Consider the following 20,900-nt stretch of genomic DNA (forward strand, 5'->3'; position numbering starts at 1 on the left):
TCCCCAAGGCACGGATGTGCAGTAACGGAGGTGGGGCTGAGTTCTGTTTTGGGTGGAGCGTTCGAGGGTTCATGTTCGACAAGATCCTGATTGCGAACCGGGGCGAGATTGCGTGCCGGGTCATCAAGACCGCCCGGCGCATGGGCATCAAGACTGTGGCGGTCTATTCCGATGCCGACCGGGACGCGCTCCACGTGGAGATGGCCGACGAGGCCGTCCATATCGGCCCGGCGGCCGCAGCCCAGTCCTACCTGGTGATCGAGAAGATCATCGAGGCCTGCAAGGCCACCGGCGCCCAGGCCGTCCATCCCGGCTACGGCTTCCTCTCCGAGCGCGAGGCGTTCCCGAAGGCTCTGGCCGAGGCTGGGATCGTGTTCATCGGTCCGAACCCCGGCGCCATAGCGGCCATGGGCGACAAGATCGAGTCGAAGAAAGCGGCGGCGGCCGCCAGGGTCTCGACCGTGCCCGGCTATCTCGGGGTGATCGAGGGGCCGGAGCAGGCGATCAAGATCGCCGACGAGATCGGCTACCCGGTGATGATCAAGGCCTCCGCCGGCGGCGGCGGCAAGGGCATGCGCATCGCCTATTCGGCCGACGAGGTCGCCGAGGGCTTTGCCCGCGCCAAGTCGGAGGCGGCATCCTCCTTCGGTGACGACCGGGTCTTCGTCGAGAAGTTCATTACCGATCCGCGTCACATCGAAATTCAGGTGCTCGGAGACAAGCACGGCAACGTCATCTATCTCGGCGAGCGCGAATGCTCGATCCAGCGCCGCAACCAGAAGGTCATCGAGGAGGCGCCATCGCCGCTTCTCGATGAGGAGACGCGCCGCCTGATGGGCGAGCAGGCGGTCGCTCTCGCCAAGGCTGTGGGCTATGATTCCGCCGGAACGGTGGAGTTCGTGGCCGGCCAGGACAAGTCCTTCTACTTCCTCGAGATGAACACCCGCCTTCAGGTGGAGCATCCGGTCACCGAAATGATCACCGGCATCGATCTGGTGGAGGAGATGATCCGGGTTGCCGCCGGCGAGCCCTTGAGATTGTCGCAGTCGGACGTGAAGCTCAGCGGCTGGTCGGTCGAAAGCCGCATCTATGCGGAAGACCCGGTCCGCAACTTCCTGCCTTCCACGGGCCGCCTCGTCACCTACCGCCCGCCCCAGGAGGGCGATCAGGACGGCGTCACGGTGCGCAACGACACGGGCGTGTACGAGGGCGGCGAGATCTCGATCTATTACGATCCGATGATCGCCAAGCTCGTCACACATGCGCCGACCCGCCTCCAGGCCATCGAGGCGCAGGCGACGGCGCTCGATGCCTTCGCCATCGACGGCATCCGCCACAACATCCCGTTCCTGTCCGCCCTGATGCAGCATCCGCGCTGGCAATCGGGCAAGCTCTCAACCGGCTTCATCGCCGAGGAGTTTCCCCAAGGGTTCAGAGCCCCGGCACCGGAGGGTGAAGTGGCGCTCAGGATGGCGGCCGTCGGTGCCGCCATCGATCACCTGCTCAACGAGCGCAAGCGCCATATCTCGGGCCAGATGAGGTCCGTCTCGAGCGTGCAGTTCGACCGGGAGCGGGTGGTGCTCCTGGGCCGGGAGCGGCACGAGGTCGTGATCGAGGATATCGAGGGCGGCTTCGCTGTCGTGATCGGCGGTCAGGCTTGGCCCATCGTGTCGGGCTGGGTGCCCGGCGAGCCGGTCTGGACCGGCACGGTCGGCGGTGAAGCCATTGCCGTGCAGGTTCGGCCTATCCTCAATGGCGTCGTGCTCTCCCATGCCGGCGCCTCGGCCGAGGTGAGGGTCTACACCCGACGCGAGGCCGAGCTGGCTGCCCTGATGCCCGAGCGGCTCGAGGCCGATACGGGCAAGCAGCTGCTCTGCCCGATGCCAGGTCTGGTGAAGGCGATCAGCGTCAGCGTCGGCCAAGAGATCAAGGCCGGCGAGCCGCTCTGCATCGTCGAGGCCATGAAGATGGAAAACGTCCTGCGCGCCGAGCGCGACGGCACCATCTCCAAGATCCACGCCAAGGAAGGCGACAGCCTGGCGGTGGATGCCGTTATCATGGAATTCGCATAACGCGGTCACATTCGATCGTTATTAGTAACTGGTCGCTGACGAAAATCTGGGGCCGATCCGCCGTCAGGAAATTTACCTGGACGTCATGGCCGGCCATGTGCCGGCCATCCCGATAACGAGAGGCTCAGCATTTCACGTAATCGAGATCACCGGCACAAGGCCGGTGATGACGTGGGAGGTGGATGGCCAGATTCTCATGGATTAGGCCGACGCCAACGAAGAGAGCGCTTACGCCATGCCCCTCTATTTCGCCTATGGGTCCAACATGGACCGGACCGCCATGCTTCAACGCTGCCCGGCTTCCAAGCCGGTCGGCATCGGGCGGCTCATGCGGCATCGTTTCATCATCTTCGATGAGGGCTATGCTTCCGTGGTGCGGGATTCGCAGCGCGCGGTCTGGGGCATGGTCTGGGACCTGGCCTTGGCGGACGTTCCCGCCCTCGACCGCTACGAGAGCCTCTCGACGGGCCTCTATACCAAGGTCATCCAGCCCATCGTGACCGACAAAGGTCCGCGCCGGGCCGTAGTTTACATCGGACGGAGCGCCAAGCCGGGCACGCCGCTGCCGGGCTATATGGAGGGCGTGATCGAGGCGGCCCGGCATGCGGGACTGCCGGACGATTACGTCCGGAGCTTAGGAACATGGCTGCCCAGGACCCAGGTCACCGCACCGGTTCCTCAGCTTCCCAAAGTCCGCCCCCTCTGGGACGCGCCATCGGGAACGATCCGTAGACCACGCTGAGGCCAGACGAAGGCCGATGAAATCCTGCGCAGGCTGGATCTGCCGAGAGCAGAGCGCATTATCCAGACGGTGGATTAGGATTCCGGCGGGCGCCACACCGCGCTTGCCGCACGCACGATAGGGCATGATGACCGCACATCGAACCTCGCACGTACTGATCCACGGACGCGTCCAGGGCGTGAGCTTTCGCGCCTGGACGCAGCATCAGGCGCAGCTGCATGGTCTCATGGGCTGGGTCCGCAATCGGCGGGACGGTACGGTCGAGGCTTTGTTCTCGGGGCCGGAAGACCTCGTCGAGGTGATGCTGAAGGCCTGCCACGAGGGGCCTGCCGGCTCGCGGGTGGAGAAGGTCGAGATCCTCGACGAAGGCGATCCTGAATATGACCTTTCGAGCCGGTTCGAGGTTCGAGGGACGGTCTAACCTTTCGCCGGAGCCCCGGTCTCGACCGGACCGCCCGCATTCTTCCAGGCGGTGAAGCCACCCTCCACATGAGCAACCGGGGTCAGGCCCATATCCTGCGCCGTTTTCGTGGACAGTGCCGAGCGCCATCCCGCGGCGCAGAAAAACACGAAGGTCTTGTCCTGGGCGAAGACCGGCTTGTGATAGGGGCTTTCCGGATCGATCCAGAATTCCAGCATGCCCCGCGGGCAATGGACCGCGCCGGGAACGCGACCTTCGCGTTCGAGCTCGCGTGGGTCGCGCAGGTCCACGAACACCACGTCGTCCCGGCCGTGCAGGGCCATGGCCTCGGCGATGGGCAGGGTCCTGATCTTCGCATTGGCTTCGTCGAGCAATGCCTTGTAGCCGCGGGTGATGGTCTGAGACATGAACGGTCGCTCCCCATTGAGGCTTTGCACAAACTGGGCAAGATGGCGGCGGAGTCAACGGGAGACGACGGGTGCTGGGTTTCACGAATCTCGATTATGGGGCGTTGGCATTCTTCCTTACCGCTTGGCTCGGGTATCATGCCGCGCTCGAACTCACGCCTGCCGGGCAAGGCAGCCTCAACAGGCTCATGAACCAATACCGCTACCACTGGATGGAGCAGATGGTGGTGCGGGAGAACCGCATCGTCGACACCACCATCATGGCCTCGCTCATGAACGGCACCGCGTTCTTCGCCTCGACCTCTCTGATCGCCATCGGCGGCGTGCTGGCGCTCCTGCGCTCGGCGGATAGCGTGCTGCCGCTCTTTGCCGACCTTCCGTTCGGAGAGCCGCCGACGCGCCTGGGTTGGGACGTGAAGGTGATCGGGCTCGCGGTGATCTTCGTCTATGCCTTCTTCAAATTCGCCTGGTCGTACCGCCTGTTCAACTACATGGCGATCATCGTCGGGGCCGTGCCGGTGCTGAAGGAGGGCAATCGCGAGGAGGCGCTGGCTGTTGCCCGTCAGGCCGCCGCGATGAATGCGGTGGCCGGGAAGCATTTCAACAGGGGACAACGGGCCTTTTTCTTCTCCCTGGCCTATCTCGGCTGGTTCGTGAGCGCCTATCTCTTCATCGGAGCGACGGCCGGCGTCCTTCTCGTCATGTGGCGGCGCCAGTTCCTGTCCGATGCCCACGATGCAGCCCTAAGGTCAGCCGATGTCTAAGAACGCAAAGCCCGAGGAGCTGGAGACGGCGATGCTGGCGCTTCTCGAGGAGCGTGGCCCCGGCAAGACCATCAGCCCGGCCGATGTGGCCCAGGCCATCGGCGGCAACCAGCCGGAAGGTTGGGGACCCTTGATGCAGCCGGTCAGGAAGGTGGCCGTGCGCCTCATGAAGGAGGGCCGCATCGTCATCCTCCGCAAGGGCCGTCCGGTCGATCCCGACGATTTTCGCGGAACTTATCGGTTGGCGCTGTCGCCGATCCAAGATCCATGAGGAGATGGCAACAGCCCCACCGTGCGGCCCGCGAGATAATAGGCGATCAGACCGGCCCACTCCTTAGTTCCAATGTCGAGCCGCCGCAGGCCTTCCGAGATGAACGCAAAGGGGCGATTGATCCCGGAACCGCCGGATGTGCGGAAATCCACCGGATAGGCAACGACAGCAAAACCAACCTTTTCGAAGACGCCGACTGCGCGCGGCATATGCCATGCAGACGTGACGAGCAGCCAACGCTCGCCCTGCCTGGGCCTGGCGAGCTCGATGGAGTAGGCGGCGTTTTCGTAAGTCGTGCGCGAGCGATCCTCGATCAGCATGCGTGCCGGATCCATCCCGATGCTCTTGAAATACTCCGCGATGATGGGTGCTTCGGCGGTCCCATCCCCGAAAACCGTGCCGCCTCCGCCCGAAATCAGGATCCGGGCGCCCGGATAGCGATGGGCGAGCTGGATCGTATCGAGGACGCGCTCGGCCGATTCATTGGAGACGATTATGCCCCGGGCGGCCGAATCCGCCGCCTCCACGGAGCCGCCCAGCAGGATGATGCCGTCGACCGGCTTTCCATCGTCACGGAAGGGCGGGAAACGCTCCTCCAGCGGGAGCAGGATGTAGCTGGCGATCGGGAGCAGCCCCAGAACGATGGTCGCCAGGGTGAACACGAGGCTAAGGCCGATGCCGACCCGCCGGTAGCGTTTGAAGGCTGCAAGGATCAGCCCCATCAGAATGAGGCTGATCAGAAGGTTGGATGGCGTGGCGAAGAACCACGCAATTTTCGAGACGTAATAGAACACCCGCCATCCTTCTTGACGTCTTAAACCTTCGACTCGGCCTCGTAGCGGGCCTTGGTCTCCGCATTGGGCGGATACAGGCCGGGGAGGGGGACACCCTTTTCGACCTCACGCATGACCCAGAGTTCGTAGCGCTCCTGCTCGACGGCGGCCTTGGCGACCTCTTCCACCATGGCGGCGGGGATCACGACGACGCCGTCGCGGTCTGCGACGATCACGTCATCGGGGAAGATGGCGACTCCGCCGCAGCCGATGGGTTCCTGCCAGCCGACGAAGGTAAGGCCCGCGACGGAGGGCGGAGCGGCCACGCCCGCGCACCAGACCGGCAGGTTAGTGCCTTCGACACCAGCCGCATCGCGCACCACGCCATCGGTAATGAGGGCGGCGACGCCCCGCTTCTGCATGCGTGCGGTGAGAATGTCGCCGAAGATGCCGGCATCGGTGACGCCCATGGAATCGACCACCGCGATGCAGCCTTCCGGCATGTCCTCGATGGCCGCGCGGGTGGAGCGCGGTGAGGCCCAGGATTCCGGCGTGGCCAGATCCTCGCGCGCGGGCACGAAGCGCAGGGTGAAGGCACGGCCGACCATCTTCTCGGTGGCATTGAATGCGGGCATCGGCCCCCTCATCCAGCAGCGGCGGACGCCCTTCTTCAGAAGCACAGTTGTGATCGTGGCGGTAGAGGCAGCGCGAAGGGCATCGGCGATCGTCTTGTCGAGAGTCATGAGAGGTTCCTGACGTTGGGGTAGCTACTCATAACGGCCGTCCGCCCCGAACGCCACCATTAGACCTTGCCATCCTCTGCATCAATGTTTCATGTCAGAATGGTGCCGTCGAGGCACGCGCTGGTTTGGAACGGTGAATGAATCGCTTTCTCGCCCCTTGGCTGCTGTATCTCACCCTCGGTGCCGCATCGGCCTCGGTAGTGCCGCTGAAACCCGGTGAAGCCCGCCAAGCTGTACAGGGTCTCGTCAGGGAGGTGTTGGACGCTCTGGCGACACAGGATTTCAATAAGCTTGCATCGTTCGTCGGTGGGGAGGGGCTGATCGTGAGCCCCTATGTGACGATCGATGACGGCGATGTGCGCCTGTCCCGAGCCGAGGTCGAGCGCTGCGCTACGGATCCGCGGGTGCGCCATTGGGGCGAGAAGGACGGCAGCGGCGACCCCATCGAGGCCGATTGCCGCCGCTACTTCGAGGAGTTCGTATGGAGTGCGGATTACCGCAGAGCGGATGAGGTACGCTACAATGAACCGCGTCAGAGGGGAAACGATATCAACAACAATCACGCCTTTGCGCCCGACAGTGTTGTCGTCGAACTGCATATCCGCGGTAAAACCGTTGCAACCGACCTGGAGTGGAAGAGCCTGCGCCTGATCTTCCGCAGGGGCGACCGAGGCTTTTCCCTCATCGCCATCACCCGGGATGTGTGGACGATCTGAGCGAAGTGTCGCAATGCCCGGCTTTCCAGACATTTCTCAAAGTGCCTCTTTGAACGATGAGGTTGACCTGGAACGGGAGCTGGCTCTTATGCCGTCCTGTAGAGACGGGATTCGCGCCGTCCATGAACAATGCGGATGCGGGGTAGGGGATGTCTGAATTTCATAATCGCGGCCTGTCGGCCCCCGCGTCTCTCGACAGGAGCATCGAGCGCCCCTGGGTCGTCCTCAAGCAGACGGTGCTCGTGGCGGCATTGATCCTTCTGCCGCTGTTCTACACGATCGTGCCGCCGCTGGAGGATTATCCCAATCACCTGGCCCGGATGCAGGCGCTTGCGAGCATCCCGGGCAACGAGCCCCTGTCGCGGTTCTACGAGGTCGCCTGGGCGCCGATTCCCAATCTCATCATGGACCTGATCGTCCCGCCGCTGGTCCAGGTCTTCGGTGTCTATGCCGCTGGTCGGGTCTTCGTGGGGCTGACGCTCCTCCTGATGCTCCTGGGGCCGATGCTGCTGCATCGCACGCTCGACGGGCGCTGGTCGGCCTGGCCCCTCGTGGGCGGGCTGTTCGTCTATAACGGCTTTCTGTTCACGGGTCTGATGAATTACCTGTTCGGCGTTGGGGCGGCGGTGCTGGGTCTCTCCGTCTGGATCACGCTCTGCGGGAAGCCGATGGTCATCCGAGCCCTTGCGAGCTTCGTCTTCTGCGCGGTTCTTTATGTGTGCCATTTGTCGGCGCTCGGTCTCTATGGCCTCGGAATCGCCAGTTTCGAGTTCTGGCGGCTCTGGACGCAGAAGGCCTGGAAGCCTGCGCCTCTGCTGAGGAGCGCCCTGGCACTCGGCGTACCGTTCCTGCCCTTCCTCTATTTCCTGGTCAGCAGCCCGACATGGGGGCTCTCGCACGACATCGTCTGGGAATCGCAGGGAAAGTTCGAGGCCCTTACGCTTTTCCTCTCGGTCTATTCCGATGTCACCGACATCCCCTTCCTGATCCTGATCGCCATCGCCATTGGAATCGCCATCAAACGCGGTCTGGTCAGTTTTCATCCGGCTGGCCTGATTGTGGCCGGTGTGCTGACTCTGGCCTTTCTGGCCATGCCGCGCATGGCCTTCGGGTCCTGGATGGCCGACCAGCGCATCGTTGTAGGCATCTTCTTCATGACGCTTGGTTTCATTTCGGTCGATCTGAAAAGGCTCGAGAACCACAACGCCTTCTTCGCGGTCTGCCTCGTCGCGATCGCCTTCCGCGTCGTCGACGTCTCAGCCCATTGGGTGGCCATCTCGCAGCCGCTTCAGGAGCTGAAAAGCTCGCTCCGCCTCATGCCCTCGGGCTCGCGTCTGCTCGTCACCCAGGCGGACGATCCCGCCGAGGGCCCTGTCGACGCCGCCCTGTCCCATGCGCCGACGCTTGCGGTAATCGAGCGCTCGGCGCTCGTCTCCCGCCTGTTCGTCGTGCCTGGAAAGCAGATCCTTCACGCGCGGCCGGAATACGGCGGGCACGTCGATACGGAAGATGGGGACACGCCGCGCATCAGCCAGATCATCGTGGCTGCGGAGGAAGAAGAGGCTCCGGCCGATGGCCCCCATTACTGGGATCGATGGACCGACTTTTACGACTATCTGATCGTGCTCGGCACCGATCCGGACGAGACGGCCAATCCTGCGCCCGATCTCCTGCGGATCGTGCACAATGGGCGCGGGTTCCAGCTCTACAAGATCAGGAAGGACTCCTGAATCTCCGGACGTCGGATAGACCTTACGCTCGTAGCTTCATTCCTGTGCTCGATCGCATCTTCCCATGCGAAAGCGGTGCCCGCTTTTTCGCACGATGCTCTAAGCCGTCTTGGCGAAAAGTTCGCGCCCGATCAGCATTCGGCGGATCTCGCTCGTGCCGGCGCCGATCTCGTAGAGCTTCGCGTCCCGCAGCAGGCGACCGGTCGGGTAATCGTTGATATAGCCGTTGCCGCCGAGAAGCTGGATTGCATCGAGGGCCATCTTGGTGGCGTTTTCTGCCGCGTAGAGGATGGCGCCGGCTGCGTCCTCCCGGGTGGTCTCGCCCCGGTCGCACGCCTTGGCGACCGCATAGACATAGGCTTTCGCGGCATTCATGGTCACGTACATGTCAGCGACCTTGCCCTGCACGAGCTGGAACTCGCCGATAGCCTGCCCGAACTGCTTGCGCTCATGGATGTAGGGCAGGACCACGTCCATGCAGGCCTGCATGATGCCCGTGGAACCGGCAGCCAACACGGCGCGCTCGTAATCGAGGCCGGACATGAGCACGTTCACGCCCCGGCCGACCTGACCGAGCACGTTTTCTTCAGGCACTTCGCAATCCTCGAACACCAGTTCGCAGGTGTCGGAGCCGCGCATGCCGAGCTTATCGAGCTTCTGGTGCGTGGAGAAGCCCTTGAAGCCTTTCTCGATGAGGAAGGCCGTGATGCCGCGTGGGCCGGCCGCCGGATCGGTCTTGGCATAGACCACCAGGGTGTCGGCCGTGGGGCCGTTGGTGATCCACATCTTGTTGCCGTTGAGCACGTAGCGGTCGCCGCGCTTCTCGGCGCGGGTGCGCATCGAGACCACGTCGGATCCGGAGCCCGGCTCGGACATGGCGAGCGCCCCGAGATGCTCGCCGGAGATCAGCTTCGGCAGGTAGCGGCGCTTCTGGTCCTCGTTGCCGTTTCGGCGGATCTGGTTGACGCAGAGGTTCGAATGGGCGCCATAGGACAGGCCGACCGACGCGGAGGCCCGGGAAATCTCCTCCATGGCGATCACGTGTTCGAGATAGCCGAGCCCAGCCCCACCGTATTCCTCCTCGACCGTGATGCCGTGCAGGCCGAGCTCGCCCATCTGGGGCCAGAGATCGCGCGGAAACTGGTTCGTCCGGTCGATTTCCTCGGCGCGGGGCGCGATCTTCTCCTGCGCGAAGTCACTCACGGTTTCGCGGATCGCGTCGGCCGTCTCGCCGAGATCGAAATTGAAGCCCTTGGCGGCATTCTGCAGCATCTGTTCCTCCCGGTTCCATTCGCCCGCCCATGGTCGCGGGGAGCGATGGACCACTTTTCTGATCACCCATTTTGGTCAGCAATGCTGCCCTTATCAAGGCCGTATCGTCTGTAAGAGGAGAGGTGGGGCTGTCTCCGAGCCCGGCAATTGGTCTCATGGCATAAAGAAACGGCTCCCTCACGCTGGGTGAGGGAGCCTGATCGTTCGATCGAAATGGCTGGCCTACTCGCCGATGCTGGCCGTCTGGACGGGATCCATGTCGCGGCAGAGGCCCTGCGCCTTCAGGCGGCCGTGGTCGCGCGGGTCGCAGGCGCTCTGGACGAACATGCGCCACTGGTTTTCCGTGCCGTAGAACGTGTTTCGGTCGACATCGCCCTTCACGCCGGGAACGCGGCCCGTGGTCGTGAACTGCCAGAAGGTCCAGCGGCGGTTGTTGTAGCGCACATGCGGCTCGGCCGCCGTGCTGCGGATCCAGTAGGGATAATCGTTGAATTCGCCTTCCAGGATTTCCTTATGGAAGGTGATGTCCGTGTAGATGATCGGGCGCTTGCCCGTATGGGCTTCCATCTCGCGCAGCATCACGTCGATCATGGCGAGCGCCTGCTCGCGCGGAACCTTCTTGGGGCAGTTCACCGACTGGCCGTTCCATTCCACGTCGAGAACCGGTGGGAGGGCGTCCGGATCCTGGGGGACGTTCCTCTTGAACCAGGCCGCCTGCTCATGCGCCGGGCGGCACCAATAGACGAAATGGTAGGCCCCGCGCGGCACGCCCGCCCGCTTGGCCTCGCGCCAGTTCTCATAAAACTTGCTGTCGATGTGGTCGCCGCCCTCGGTCGCCTTGATGAAGGCGAATTGGGTGCCGGCCTGGCGCAGGGAGGCCCAATCCACATCGCCCTGCCATTTGGAGATGTCGACCCCGTGGATCGGGAGCTGATGGGCGGATGCGACGCCTTCGTGAGGCCTGACATCGCCCTTTGTCGGATAGCGGCTCGACGAGGGCATGATGGCGCAGGAGGCGAGACCCAAGGCGATTGCAGCGAGCGCGCTGAACCGGGCAGCCCGTACGAAAGTCGTCAGGCCGGAACTCTTGGAGCGGCTGGGGGAGCGGCGGCGAGTCTTCATCGGTTCAACTGTATTGTACGCAAAACGGGATCGCACCAGAGATGCCCGAAGAGCGTTAACAGGCCCTTACGAGCGATGCGCGAAGCGAGGCTACAGGCGGAACCAGAGCGTTGCGATACCTAAAAACGAGAAGAAACCGACGATGTCCGTGATGCTCGTGACGAAGGGGCCGGATGACACGGCAGGATCGACGCCGAACCGGTTGAGAGTCAGGGGGACGAAGATGCCGCCGAGCGCCGCGAAGAGCAGGACCGAGATGAGCGCAAGGCCGATTACCAAGCCGATCTGGGGCGATTGGAACCACACGCTCGCGACCGTTCCCAGGATGATGGCGAAGACCAGCCCGTTGAGCATGCCGACCGCCGCCTCGCGGCGGATGATGCGCCAGGCATTGGCGCGGCCGAGTTCACGGGTGGCGAGCGCCCGGACGGCCACCGTCATGGTCTGGGTGCCGGCATTGCCGCCCATGGAGGCGACGATGGGCATCAGGATGGCGAGCGCTACCATCCGTTCCAGGGATTCCTCGAAAACGCGGATCACGCCCGCGGCCAGGAAGGCCGTGCACATGTTGGCGAAGAGCCAGGGGAAACGGCTCCTCTGGGTATAGAAGACCGTGTCCGAAAGCTCTTCGTCGGACTTCACGCCGCCGAGCTGCTTGATGTCGGCGTCGGCCTCCTCCTCGAGCACGTCCACGATGTCGTCGACCAGGATGGCGCCGACGAGACGGCCCGCTTCGTCCACCACGGCCGCGGACACGAGGTTGTAGCGCTCGAACAGGCGCGCCACCTCCTCCTGGTGCTCGGTCGCCTTCACCCGGTCGGGCTCGTCGTCCATGATCTCCTGGATCGTGACCGGACGCTTCGAGCGCAGGAGCCGGTCCAGCGCCACGGCTCCGAGCAGATGGCCCGCCGGATCGATGACGAAGATCTCGTAGAAGGTCTCGGGCAGGTCCGCCGTCTCGCGCATGAAGTCGATGGTCTGCCCCACCGTCCAGAACGGCGGCACGGCGATGAACTCGGTCTGCATGCGCCGACCGGCGCTGTCCTCGGCGTAATCGAGGGACCGTTGAAGCGCGACGCGCTCGATGGCCGGAAGCTGCTCGAGGACCTCCGCCTTCTCCTCTTCGGGAAGGCTCTCGAGAATTGTGACGGCATCGTCGGAATCGAGGTCGCGGACACCCTCGGCGACGGTCGAGGTTTCGAGCTCTTCGAGAATCTCCTCGCGGACTGCTTCGTCCACCTCGGTGAGGGCGGCAAAGTCGAAGGACCGGCCGAGAAGCTCGATGAGGCGAGGGCGCTGATCGGGTTCGAGCGCTTCGAGCAGGTCACCGAGCTCGGATTCGTGGAAGTCTTCGACGAGCTTCTGGAGGCGCTCGACTTCCGAGGCCTCGATGGCATCGGCCGCGGCGGCCAGGAATTCCGGATTGAGCTCACCCTCCTCGTCCCTGAAGGCCAGGGCTTCGGTCTCGGGCTCATCGGACTTCGGAAGCGGCGTCTTGTCTTCGACTTCCAGCATCAGCCGTCCTCTGAAGGTGGGTTGTCCGCCTTTTAGGTGCGAGGGCGAACCCTTGCAATGCGCCCAAAAGACTTTCTCGAAGAATCGCTCGACGATCTTTTCTGCAGGACCGATGCATGCGCGTGAGCAGTTGGCTCAGGCCGCCTGCGCCTGCCGGGATGGTCAACAAAAAAGGCCCCCGAAGGGGCCTTTTCGTCTTCGGCACGTGAGTGCCGAAATTGGTGCGGTCAAGAGGACTCGAACCTCCACGGGTCTCCCCGCTACCACCTCAAGGTAGTGCGTCTACCAATTCCGCCATGACCGCGAACTCGGGTTCAGGAGTGGATCTCCCGAAGACGAGGCCGCTCTAGCAGATCGACCGGGGGGCTGCAACCCCTTCCGTTGCGGATCGGCAAATTGACGTGAGCGAATGCCTCGTCTGCGGAGCACGGTATAGGCGATAAGCACCTGCAACCACTATATAAGCGGGAGTTTACGAAGAGCCGAGGATGCCTACGGCTCCCTCAGGGACCAGGACAATCCCGCTCTGCCTCCCGCCAAGTTTCAAGGTGAATCGGTGTCGAACCCGCGAGACAGCCTGACCGTTCAGTTCCAGCCCGAGAGAGGCTCGCCTCCGGTGGAATGGGCCATCACGGACCACCTCGTCGCCTACGAGGACGCTGTCGCTTTCATGGAGGCCCGCGCCGAGGCGATTGCCGCCGGCGAGGCGAGGGAGCTGGTATGGCTGGTGGAGCATCCGCCGCTCTATACGGCCGGGACCTCGGCCAAGGCGGAGGACCTCGTGGACCCGGATCGCTTCCCGGTTCACCAGACGGGCAGGGGCGGGCAATACACCTATCACGGGCCCGGCCAGCGGGTCGCCTATGTGATGCTCGACCTCAAGCGCCGCGCTCCGGACCTGCGCCGCTACGTGACGGCCCTGGAGGCGTGGCTCATCGCGACCCTGGATGCCTTCAACATCCGTGGCGAGCGCCGGGAGGACCGGGTCGGCGTCTGGGTGCGCCGGCCGGACAAGGGAGAGGCCGCGGAGGACAAGATCGCCGCCATCGGCATCCGCGTCCGCCGCTGGGCCACCTTCCACGGAATCAGCCTCAACGTGGAGCCCGATCTTTCGCATTTCACCGGCATCGTTCCGTGCGGCGTGACCCAGCACGGGGTCACGAGCCTCGTCGATCTCGGCATCCCGGTCACCATGCCGGAGGTGGATGCGGCCATGCGCAGGGCTTTCGAGGAGATCTTCGGGCCGACCGAGAGGGTGGAGACACCGTTGCTCTTGAGCCACGGCGTCTAGGTTTTTCACAGAGGTTACGGCAAGGCTTCTCCCCAAGGCCGCTTCATGCTCTAAGCTGGAGCAAACGGCTGATCATTGGCGGAACTTCCATGCAACGTGCCTTACTCGCTTCCCTCGTCGCCCTGGCTGCCTCGGCCTGCGCTTACCGGCCCGAGCCGACGGAACTCGTCAAGATCGTCGATTCGCCGGCGGACGTGCGGGTCTGCACCCGTCTCGGTGAAGTCAGTCCCGTGACCCCGACGACCCCGGGGACGGCCAGACCCCTCTATATCGGCTTCGGCACGACCCTCGGCAGCTCCACCTTCGGCTACGCCACCGAGGACATGCTTCAGTCCACCGTCGCGCTCGGCGGCACGCATCTCTACCTGCAGCAGGTGTCCCATGACTGGTCGCTCGTGCGCGGCATCGCGTATCGCTGCGGCCCGGGTGTCGTGCGCCAGGAAACCGTCATTCGTGCGAAAGGCTGACGCGAGAGGCTGCCGATCCCGGTTGCATCGGCTCCCAGGTTCTAGGTACTGACGTTCACGGCCCTCCGGCTTTCTGCCGTGAAGGAGCCGAGACCAAGAACGAGGGAGAAAGCCGCCGTGCCCGTCATCGCCACCTCCGCCGATCTGACATCGGATACCGCGCGGGAGAACCGCGCCGCCTGGGACGAACTCGCCCGGGATCTCCAGGCAAAGCGGCTGGCAGTGGCGGAAGGCGGCCCCGTCAAGGCGCGGGAGCGCCATCTCGCCCGCGGGAAACTTCTGCCGCGGGAGCGCGTGATGCGCCTCCTCGATCCAGGCGCTCCGTTCCTGGAACTGGGTTCACTCGCCGCTCACGGCATGTATGAGGACGCGATCCACGGCGCCGGGATCATCACCGGCATCGGGCGCGTCGAAGGCCGTGAGGTCATGATCGTCTGCAACGACTCGACGATCAAAGGCGGCACCTATTACCCGATGACGGTGAAGAAGCACCTGCGCGCCCAGGAAGTGGCGCGCGAGAACCGTCTGCCCTGCATCTATCTGGTCGATTCCGGTGGCGCGAACCTGCCACACCAGACCGACGTCTTCCCGGACCGGGAGCATTTCGGCCGGATCTTCTACAACCAGGCGACCCTGTCCTCGCTCGGCATTCCGCAGATCGCCTGCGTGATGGGCTCGTGCACGGCGGGCGGCGCCTATGTGCCGGCCATGTCCGACGAGACGATCATCGTGCGCCACCAGGGGACCATCTTCCTCGGCGGCCCGCCCCTGGTGAAGGCGGCGACGGGCGAGGTCGTCTCGGCCGAGGATCTGGGCGGCGCGGATGTCCATGCCCGCCTTTCCGGCGTGGCGGATCATTACGCCACCGACGACGTCCATGCGCTCGCCATCGTGCGCCGGATCGTCGGCACGCTGAACACCCGCAAGAGCATCGATATCGACACCGCCGAACCGGTGGAGCCGAAATACGCCATCGACGATCTCGACGCGATCGTGCCCACCGACCTCAAGAAGCAATACGACATCCGCGAGGTGATTGCCCGATTGGTCGACGGTTCCGAGTTCGACGAGTTCAAGCGCCTTTACGGCACGACGCTCGTCACCGGCTTCGCGCGGATCTGGGGCATGCCGGTCGGCATCATCGCCAACAACGGCATCCTGTTCTCGGAGAGCGCGCTGAAAGGCGCGCATTTCATCGAACTGTGCTGCCAGCGGCGCATTCCGCTTCTCTTCCTGCAGAACATCTCCGGCTTCATGGTCGGCCGCCAGTACGAGGCGGGTGGAATCGCCAAGGACGGGGCGAAGCTCGTCACGGCGGTCGCCTGTGCGCAGGTGCCGAAGATCACTCTGCTGGTCGGCGGCTCGTTCGGCGCCGGCAATTACGGCATGTGCGGCCGCGCCTATTCTCCGCGCTTCCTGTTCACGTGGCCGAACTCGCGCATCTCGGTGATGGGCGGCGAGCAGGCGGCGAGCGTTCTCGCCACCGTGCGGCGGGACAACATCGAGGCCGAGGGCAAGACCTGGAGCGCGGACGAGGAAGAGGGCTTCAAGGCGCCGATCCGCGACAAGTACGAGAAGGAAGGCTCGCCTTACTACGCTACCGCCCGCCTCTGGGACGACGGCATCATCCTCCCGTCCGAGACGCGTCGCGTGCTCGCCTTGGCGTTTTCGGCGGCCCTGAACGCTCCGGTTCCCGAGACCAAATTCGGCGTGTTCAGGATGTAACCGATCCGGCTTTCCCCGCTGTGGAACTCTTGAGGCGTCAAGGGGATTTCACAGCATGCCGCAGGAAGGATCCGACCGTTATCGTCGCGCCTATGCCGGGCATGTCGCCCGGCTCGCGGACGTCGTTGACGGGCGCATCGAGCAGGCCTTCGCGTCCGTTCCACGGGAAATGTTTCTGCCGGCGCCTCCCTGGACCGTCATCAGCATGGGCGTTGCGACCCGGACGTCCGAAATCGCCGACATCTACGACAACGTTCTCGTCGCCATCGATCTCGAACGTGGCATCAACAACGGCGAGCCCGCCCTTCATGCCTCTTGGTTCGATGCGGTCAGCCCGCAACCGGGCGAGACCGTGATCCATGTGGGCGCGGGGACCGGTTATTATACGGCCATCCTGTCTCTGCTCGTCCTGCCGGACGGGCGTGTCGAGGCCTTCGAGTACGAGGCCGATCTCGCGGCTCAGGCGGCCAGGAACCTGGGCGCCTACTCCAACGTGACCGTCCATGCTGCTTCGGCTTTCGGTCGGGTCTTGCCGAAGGCGGACGTCATTTACGTCAATGCAGGTGTTGTTGCGCCGGATATCGAATGGCTACGGGCGCTCAATCCAGGTGGGCGCCTGATCTTCCCCTGGCAGCCGCATAAGGGCTGGGGTCCCGCGCTTCTGGTGATGCCTCGGAAGAGAGGGTTCAGCGCGCAATCATTGATGAGCGTCGGCTTCATCTCCTGCAGCGGAACGACCGAAAGAATCTCCGCCCGCCGCCTGCCGACCGAAGCCGATCTGGCTGCGGTACGATCCATCTGGGTCAGGAGAGATCGCTCGCCTGATTCCAGTGCCGTCGCGGTCTACGATGATATCTGGTTTTCATCCGAAGAGCCCGGGGACTGAAGCGAGCTTGGCCGGGCCTGAACGGCGCCGTCGGTAGGGCTCGATCCCTTGAGGACAAGGGGAATCCTGTCCCAAAATTGTTGCGGTGAAGCAACACCTTCAAACCTTCAACATCCTGCCTCTCTTGGCCCAAGCTCCGCCGCGATCCCGCCATAAACGGAGCGCTACACCTTATGTCGGCTAAAGTGCTTCAAAACCAAAGCTTTACGTTACGACGCCTGGGGCAGAATTCAGGTTAAGGCTGTTCAGTTGATCCTTCCTAAGGGTCATTGCATCGGTGGCGTGGCACATGGCAGATCACGAGAGTTCCAAAGGACTTGGGTCTCCTCGTGAGAACCGGGTGAAAGAAAAGTGCGGACCATGGATGCGCGGTTGATCGACAAGTCGAAGCTGCCGAGCCGTCACGTGACGGAGGGGCCCGCTCGCGCGCCGCATCGCTCCTATCTCTATGCCATGGGACTGACCAAGGAGCAGATCGCCCAGCCGCTCGTCGGCGTCGCCACCTGCTGGAACGAGGCCGCTCCCTGCAACATCTCTCTCATGCGCCAGGCTCAGGCCGTGAAGAAGGGCGTGGCTTCCGCCAGCGGGACGCCGCGCGAGTTCTGCACCATCACGGTGACCGATGGAATCGCCATGGGTCACCAGGGCATGAAGGCGTCGCTCCCGTCCCGCGAGGTGATCGCGGATTCGGTCGAGCTGACCATGCGAGGTCATTCCTACGATGCGCTCGTGGGCATGGCTGGCTGCGACAAGTCATTGCCGGGCATGATGATGGCGATGGTGCGCCTCAACGTGCCGTCCATCTTCATCTATGGCGGATCGATTCTTCCGGGTTCCTTCCGCGGCCGTCAGGTGACCGTGCAGGATCTCTTCGAGGCTGTCGGCAAGTACTCGGTCGGCGAGATGTCGGATGAGGATCTCACCGAGCTCGAACAGGTCGCCTGCCCGTCGGCCGGCGCATGCGGCGCGCAGTTCACGGCCAACACCATGGCGACCGTCTCCGAGGCCATGGGGCTCGCTCTGCCTTATTCGGCCGGCGCACCGGCGCCTTACGAGATCCGCGACCGTTTCTGTGCCGCTGCCGGCGAGCAGATCATGGAGCTGATCGCCAAGAACATCCGTCCACGCGATATCGTGACCCGCAAGTCCCTGGAGAACGCCGCAACGGTGGTGGCGGCCTCCGGCGGCTCGACCAACGCGGCCTTGCATCTTCCCGCCATCGCCCATGAGGCGGGGATCAAGTTCGACCTGTTCGATGTCGCGGAGATCTTCAAGCGTACGCCTTACATCGCGGACCTGAAGCCCGGCGGGCGTTACGTCGCCAAGGACCTGTTCGAGGTCGGCGGCATCCCGCTTCTCATGAAGACGCTTCTCGACCACGGTTACATGCACGGGGACTGCATGACCGTGACCGGCCGGACCATGGCCGAGAACCTCGCTTCCGTGAAATGGAACGACGATCAGGACGTGGTCTATCCGGCCGACAAGCCCATCACGCCTACCGGCGGCGTCGTCGGGCTCAAGGGCAACCTCGCGCCGGAAGGTGCCATCGTGAAGGTCGCCGGCATGGCGGCGGAAAAGCAGACGTTCCGCGGCCCGGCCCGCTGCTTCGACGGTGAGGAGGCCTGTTTCGAGGCCGTCTCCACGCGCCAGTACAAGGAAGGCGAGGTCCTGGTAATCCGCTATGAGGGGCCGCGCGGCGGTCCCGGCATGCGCGAGATGCTCTCCACCACGGCGGCGCTCTACGGACAAGGCATGGGCGACAAGGTGGCTCTCATCACCGATGGCCGTTTCTCGGGTGCGACCCGCGGCTTCTGCATTGGCCATGTTGGGCCGGAAGCGGCGGTGGGCGGCCCCATCGGCCTGATCAAGGACGGCGACATCATCGCCATCGACGCCATCAAGGGCACAATCGACGTGGAGCTTTCGGACGAGGAATTGGCCAAGCGCCGTTCCGAATGGAAGCCGCGGGAGACGAGTGCCACCTCGGGCTATCTCTGGAAATATTCGCAAACCGTTGGTCCTGCACGGGACGGGGCTGTGACCCATCCCGGCGGAGCCGCAGAAAAAGAAACCTATGCGGACGTTTAAACTCATCGCAGCCACGTTGTGGGTGGCTACCCTCGGCGCTGGTGCCGCCTATGCGCTTGATGCCGCGCCGCGTCCGCAGCCGCTCACGCCAGCTCTTTCTCCCGCGCTCGCTCCGGGCATCAAGTACGGTTCGGCGCGCGATGCCCTGCGCAGCGGCATGCGCGACTACTATGCGGGCGATAAGATCGGAGCCGTGCACGCGCTCGAATACGCGGCGGGGCAGGGGCATTCGCTCGCGCTTTGGAAGCTCGGGCGCATGTATGCGGATGGCGACGGCGTCGAACACGACGACCTGAAGGCGTTCGAGTACTTCTCGCGGCTTGCCGACCAGCACGCGGACGAGAGTCCCGATTCTCCCAACGCATCGGTTGTTTCCAGCGCCTTCGTGGCGCTCGGCACCTACTTCCTGGACGGCATCAAGGACAGCTATGTCGCGGCCAACCCTGAGCGGGCCGTCGAGATGTTCAGCTACGCGGCGACGTATTTCAGCGACTCCAACGCGCAGTACAATCTCGCCCGTCTCTATCTCGAGGGGACCGGCGTCCGGAAGGACGCCCGCCATGCGGCCCGCTGGTTCAATCTGGCGGCCGAGAAGGGACACACGGCATCCCAGGCGCTTCTCGGGCATCTCCTGATGACCGGGCAGGGCGTTCCGCGCCAGCGGTCGAAGGGTCTCATGTGGCTCACCCTTGCGCGCGAAGCCTCGACCGATGCGCCTAAGGATCAGTGGATCGTATCGCTCTATGACGAAGCCTTCGCGGCGGCCGACGAGAGCGACCGCAAGCTCGCCCTGGCCCTCCTGGAGCAATACATCCAGTCGCGCCGGTAAAGCAGTCTGGCGCGCAACCATCGACGTCATCACCGGCCTTGTGCCGGTGATCTCGATTAGAAAAGCACGGCGCGTGATGGAATTGGGATGCCCGGCACAAGGCCGGCCATGACGTGGAAGGGACTGCAGCGCGGCTGGCAGACCTTATGCGTGATGACGAACCGTGCGATCGCTACTCGATATCCAGATCGACCATGACCGGCACATGGTCGGACGGCTTGTCCCAGCCGCGCACTTCCTTCCGGATCGAGGCAGTCCTGAGCCTGTCCTGCGCCTGGGCCGACAGCAGCAGGTGATCGATGCGGATGCCGTTGTTCCGCTGGAAGGCGCCTGCCTGGTAGTCCCAGAACGAGTAGAGGCCGGGCTGATCGTTGCAGGCGCGCACGGCGTCGAGGAAGCCGAGATTGACCAGCTCCCGGAACTTGGCCCGGCTCTCCGGCTGGAACAGGGCGTCATTGGCCCATGCCGCCGGATCCATGGCGTCCTTGGGCTCGGGAATGACATTGTAGTCGCCGCACAGGACCAGGGGCTCCTCGAGCAGGAGGAGACTCTTCGCGTGCGTACGAAGGCGGTCCATCCAGGCGAGCTTGTAGTCGAATTTCGGCGTGCCGATGGGATTGCCGTTGGGCAGATAGATGGAGGCGATCCGCACCGCGCCCTGAGAGGTCGAGATCACGCCTTCCAGGTAGCGGGCCTGTTCATCGCTTTCGTCTCCCGGTAGGCCCCGGCGCACATCCTCCAACGGACGCTTGGACAGAATGGCGACGCCGTTATAGGCCTTTTGGCCATGGGTGACGACGTTGTAGCCCAGCGCCTCGACCTCCGCGCGGGGAAAGGCTTCGTCCACGCATTTCAACTCCTGGAGGCAGAGCACATCCGGATCCGCGCTCTTCACGAAAGTGGCGAGGTGGTCCAGCCTCTGCTTGATGGAGTTCACATTCCAGGTGGCAATGCGCATCGTGTCACTCTCGCTCTTGCATCATAATCGTTTCATCTGATTTTCGTCCTCGGCTGGCAAGGTGGAACTCGTCGTCATCCCCACGGTTGCGCCTCATGCCTGAAT

Annotated in this window: 19 protein-coding genes, 1 tRNA gene and 1 pseudogene; 13 read left to right on the plus strand and 8 right to left on the minus strand. The window is 63.9% G+C overall.

Translation table 11 applies throughout. The features are described from left to right. The first annotated feature begins 71 nt into the window (after positions 1-71). The 3 genes and pseudogenes from DDF70_RS11965 to DDF70_RS11975 all read left to right on the plus strand — a co-directional run bounded on the left by DDF70_RS11965 (position 72) and on the right by DDF70_RS11975 (position 3,235). Positions 72-2,072: an acetyl-CoA carboxylase biotin carboxylase subunit gene (locus DDF70_RS11965; protein ID WP_114945093.1), complete on the plus strand. Its 2,001-nt coding sequence runs from the start codon at positions 72-74 to the stop codon at positions 2,070-2,072. Positions 2,073-2,307: 235 nt separating this feature from the next. Next, positions 2,308-2,721: pseudogene (locus DDF70_RS11970) on the plus strand (gamma-glutamylcyclotransferase family protein); the annotation flags it as partial. A 217-nt stretch (positions 2,722-2,938) separates the two neighbouring features. Next, positions 2,939-3,235 carry an acylphosphatase gene (locus tag DDF70_RS11975; protein ID WP_114945095.1) on the plus strand — a complete coding sequence of 99 codons (297 nt, stop codon included), beginning with the start codon at positions 2,939-2,941 and terminating at the stop codon, positions 3,233-3,235. Here the strand turns inward: DDF70_RS11975 and DDF70_RS11980 are convergent. Further along, positions 3,232-3,642, minus strand: a complete 411-nt coding sequence (locus tag DDF70_RS11980) for a rhodanese-like domain-containing protein (protein WP_114945096.1) — start codon at positions 3,640-3,642, stop codon at positions 3,232-3,234. The two genes, DDF70_RS11975 and DDF70_RS11980, sit on opposite strands and share 4 nt — an antisense overlap. Positions 3,643-3,713: 71 nt before the next feature. On the opposite strand from DDF70_RS11980, the gene DDF70_RS11985 reads away from it, so the two are divergent. Both DDF70_RS11985 and DDF70_RS11990 read left to right on the plus strand, forming a co-directional pair. Further along, positions 3,714-4,406, plus strand: coding sequence for a DUF599 domain-containing protein (locus DDF70_RS11985; protein ID WP_170316062.1), 693 nt, complete (start codon positions 3,714-3,716; stop codon positions 4,404-4,406). Then, positions 4,399-4,677 carry a DUF3253 domain-containing protein gene (locus DDF70_RS11990; protein WP_114945097.1) on the plus strand — a complete coding sequence of 93 codons (279 nt, stop codon included), beginning with the start codon at positions 4,399-4,401 and terminating at the stop codon, positions 4,675-4,677. The genes DDF70_RS11985 and DDF70_RS11990 overlap by 8 nt, the downstream gene beginning before the upstream one ends. Here the strand turns inward: DDF70_RS11990 and DDF70_RS11995 are convergent. Further along, entirely contained in the window at positions 4,641-5,471 is an 831-nt protein-coding gene (locus DDF70_RS11995; RefSeq protein ID WP_245435457.1) for a YdcF family protein, read from the minus strand. The genes DDF70_RS11990 and DDF70_RS11995 overlap by 37 nt on opposite strands. A gap of 20 nt (positions 5,472-5,491) precedes the next feature. After that, the gene (locus DDF70_RS12000) at positions 5,492-6,193 is read right to left on the minus strand and encodes a ribonuclease activity regulator RraA (protein WP_114945098.1); all 702 of its coding nucleotides are present in this window, start codon (positions 6,191-6,193) and stop codon (positions 5,492-5,494) included. Positions 6,194-6,330: 137 nt separating this feature from the next. On the opposite strand from DDF70_RS12000, the gene DDF70_RS12005 reads away from it, so the two are divergent. Both DDF70_RS12005 and DDF70_RS12010 read left to right on the plus strand, forming a co-directional pair. Further along, positions 6,331-6,909: a hypothetical protein gene (locus DDF70_RS12005; protein WP_114945099.1), complete on the plus strand. Its 579-nt coding sequence runs from the start codon at positions 6,331-6,333 to the stop codon at positions 6,907-6,909. A 149-nt stretch (positions 6,910-7,058) separates the two neighbouring features. Beyond that, entirely contained in the window at positions 7,059-8,639 is a 1,581-nt protein-coding gene (locus tag DDF70_RS12010) for a hypothetical protein (protein WP_114945100.1), read from the plus strand. A 99-nt stretch (positions 8,640-8,738) separates the two neighbouring features. On the opposite strand, the gene DDF70_RS12015 is transcribed toward DDF70_RS12010, so the two are convergent. The 4 genes from DDF70_RS12015 to DDF70_RS12030 form a co-directional block, all read right to left on the minus strand. Then, positions 8,739-9,911, minus strand: coding sequence for an isovaleryl-CoA dehydrogenase (locus DDF70_RS12015; protein ID WP_114945101.1), 1,173 nt, complete (start codon positions 9,909-9,911; stop codon positions 8,739-8,741). Positions 9,912-10,133: 222 nt separating this feature from the next. Next, positions 10,134-11,033 carry a glycoside hydrolase family 25 protein gene (locus DDF70_RS12020; protein ID WP_114945102.1) on the minus strand — a complete coding sequence of 300 codons (900 nt, stop codon included), beginning with the start codon at positions 11,031-11,033 and terminating at the stop codon, positions 10,134-10,136. A gap of 90 nt (positions 11,034-11,123) precedes the next feature. Further along, positions 11,124-12,548 (minus strand): magnesium transporter, encoded by a 1,425-nt coding sequence (gene mgtE / locus DDF70_RS12025; protein WP_114945103.1) that lies wholly within the window; start codon positions 12,546-12,548, stop codon positions 11,124-11,126. 219 nt (positions 12,549-12,767) lie between these two features. Beyond that, positions 12,768-12,852: transfer RNA gene (locus tag DDF70_RS12030), tRNA-Leu, on the minus strand. A gap of 252 nt (positions 12,853-13,104) precedes the next feature. On the opposite strand from DDF70_RS12030, the gene lipB reads away from it, so the two are divergent. The 6 genes from lipB to DDF70_RS12060 all read left to right on the plus strand — a co-directional run bounded on the left by lipB (position 13,105) and on the right by DDF70_RS12060 (position 19,837). After that, positions 13,105-13,839, plus strand: coding sequence for a lipoyl(octanoyl) transferase LipB (lipB, locus tag DDF70_RS12035; protein WP_114945104.1), 735 nt, complete (start codon positions 13,105-13,107; stop codon positions 13,837-13,839). An 89-nt stretch (positions 13,840-13,928) separates the two neighbouring features. Then, on the plus strand, positions 13,929-14,306 hold the full coding sequence (locus DDF70_RS12040) for a hypothetical protein (protein ID WP_114945105.1): 378 nt from the start codon (positions 13,929-13,931) through the stop codon (positions 14,304-14,306). Positions 14,307-14,423: 117 nt separating this feature from the next. Beyond that, positions 14,424-16,031 carry a carboxyl transferase domain-containing protein gene (locus DDF70_RS12045; protein ID WP_114945106.1) on the plus strand — a complete coding sequence of 536 codons (1,608 nt, stop codon included), beginning with the start codon at positions 14,424-14,426 and terminating at the stop codon, positions 16,029-16,031. 55 nt (positions 16,032-16,086) lie between these two features. After that, positions 16,087-16,917 carry a protein-L-isoaspartate O-methyltransferase family protein gene (locus DDF70_RS12050; protein WP_114945107.1) on the plus strand — a complete coding sequence of 277 codons (831 nt, stop codon included), beginning with the start codon at positions 16,087-16,089 and terminating at the stop codon, positions 16,915-16,917. A 360-nt stretch (positions 16,918-17,277) separates the two neighbouring features. Beyond that, positions 17,278-19,008: a dihydroxy-acid dehydratase gene (gene ilvD / locus DDF70_RS12055; RefSeq protein WP_114945108.1), complete on the plus strand. Its 1,731-nt coding sequence runs from the start codon at positions 17,278-17,280 to the stop codon at positions 19,006-19,008. Further along, positions 18,995-19,837 carry a tetratricopeptide repeat protein gene (locus tag DDF70_RS12060; RefSeq protein WP_114945109.1) on the plus strand — a complete coding sequence of 281 codons (843 nt, stop codon included), beginning with the start codon at positions 18,995-18,997 and terminating at the stop codon, positions 19,835-19,837. Before ilvD ends, DDF70_RS12060 begins: the two co-directional genes overlap by 14 nt. A 172-nt stretch (positions 19,838-20,009) precedes the next feature. Here DDF70_RS12060 and xth read toward each other — a convergent pair whose 3' ends face one another. Continuing rightward, the gene (gene xth / locus DDF70_RS12065; RefSeq protein ID WP_114945110.1) at positions 20,010-20,795 is read right to left on the minus strand and encodes an exodeoxyribonuclease III; all 786 of its coding nucleotides are present in this window, start codon (positions 20,793-20,795) and stop codon (positions 20,010-20,012) included. Between the last annotated feature and the right edge of the window lie 105 nt (positions 20,796-20,900).

It is taken from the genome of Microvirga calopogonii (genome assembly GCF_003347665.1).
In the GTDB taxonomy this organism is placed as follows: domain Bacteria; phylum Pseudomonadota; class Alphaproteobacteria; order Rhizobiales; family Beijerinckiaceae; genus Microvirga; species Microvirga calopogonii.

Bases quoted from the DNA above. Each gene is read 5' to 3' on its own strand.
- DDF70_RS11965 (WP_114945093.1), top strand. From the start codon at position 72: ATGTTCGACAAGATCCTGATTGCGAACCGGGGCGAGATTGCGTGCCGG.
- DDF70_RS11975 (WP_114945095.1), top strand. From the start codon at position 2,939: ATGATGACCGCACATCGAACCTCGCACGTACTGATCCACGGACGCGTC.
- DDF70_RS11980 (WP_114945096.1), bottom strand. From the start codon at position 3,642: ATGTCTCAGACCATCACCCGCGGCTACAAGGCATTGCTCGACGAAGCC.
- DDF70_RS11990 (WP_114945097.1), top strand. From the start codon at position 4,399: ATGTCTAAGAACGCAAAGCCCGAGGAGCTGGAGACGGCGATGCTGGCG.
- DDF70_RS12000 (WP_114945098.1), bottom strand. From the start codon at position 6,193: ATGACTCTCGACAAGACGATCGCCGATGCCCTTCGCGCTGCCTCTACC.
- DDF70_RS12005 (WP_114945099.1), top strand. From the start codon at position 6,331: ATGAATCGCTTTCTCGCCCCTTGGCTGCTGTATCTCACCCTCGGTGCC.
- DDF70_RS12010 (WP_114945100.1), top strand. From the start codon at position 7,059: ATGTCTGAATTTCATAATCGCGGCCTGTCGGCCCCCGCGTCTCTCGAC.
- DDF70_RS12015 (WP_114945101.1), bottom strand. From the start codon at position 9,911: ATGCTGCAGAATGCCGCCAAGGGCTTCAATTTCGATCTCGGCGAGACG.
- DDF70_RS12020 (WP_114945102.1), bottom strand. From the start codon at position 11,033: ATGAAGACTCGCCGCCGCTCCCCCAGCCGCTCCAAGAGTTCCGGCCTG.
- mgtE (WP_114945103.1), bottom strand. From the start codon at position 12,548: ATGCTGGAAGTCGAAGACAAGACGCCGCTTCCGAAGTCCGATGAGCCC.
- DDF70_RS12040 (WP_114945105.1), top strand. From the start codon at position 13,929: ATGCAACGTGCCTTACTCGCTTCCCTCGTCGCCCTGGCTGCCTCGGCC.
- DDF70_RS12050 (WP_114945107.1), top strand. From the start codon at position 16,087: ATGCCGCAGGAAGGATCCGACCGTTATCGTCGCGCCTATGCCGGGCAT.
- ilvD (WP_114945108.1), top strand. From the start codon at position 17,278: ATGGATGCGCGGTTGATCGACAAGTCGAAGCTGCCGAGCCGTCACGTG.
- DDF70_RS12060 (WP_114945109.1), top strand. From the start codon at position 18,995: ATGCGGACGTTTAAACTCATCGCAGCCACGTTGTGGGTGGCTACCCTC.
- xth (WP_114945110.1), bottom strand. From the start codon at position 20,795: ATGCGCATTGCCACCTGGAATGTGAACTCCATCAAGCAGAGGCTGGAC.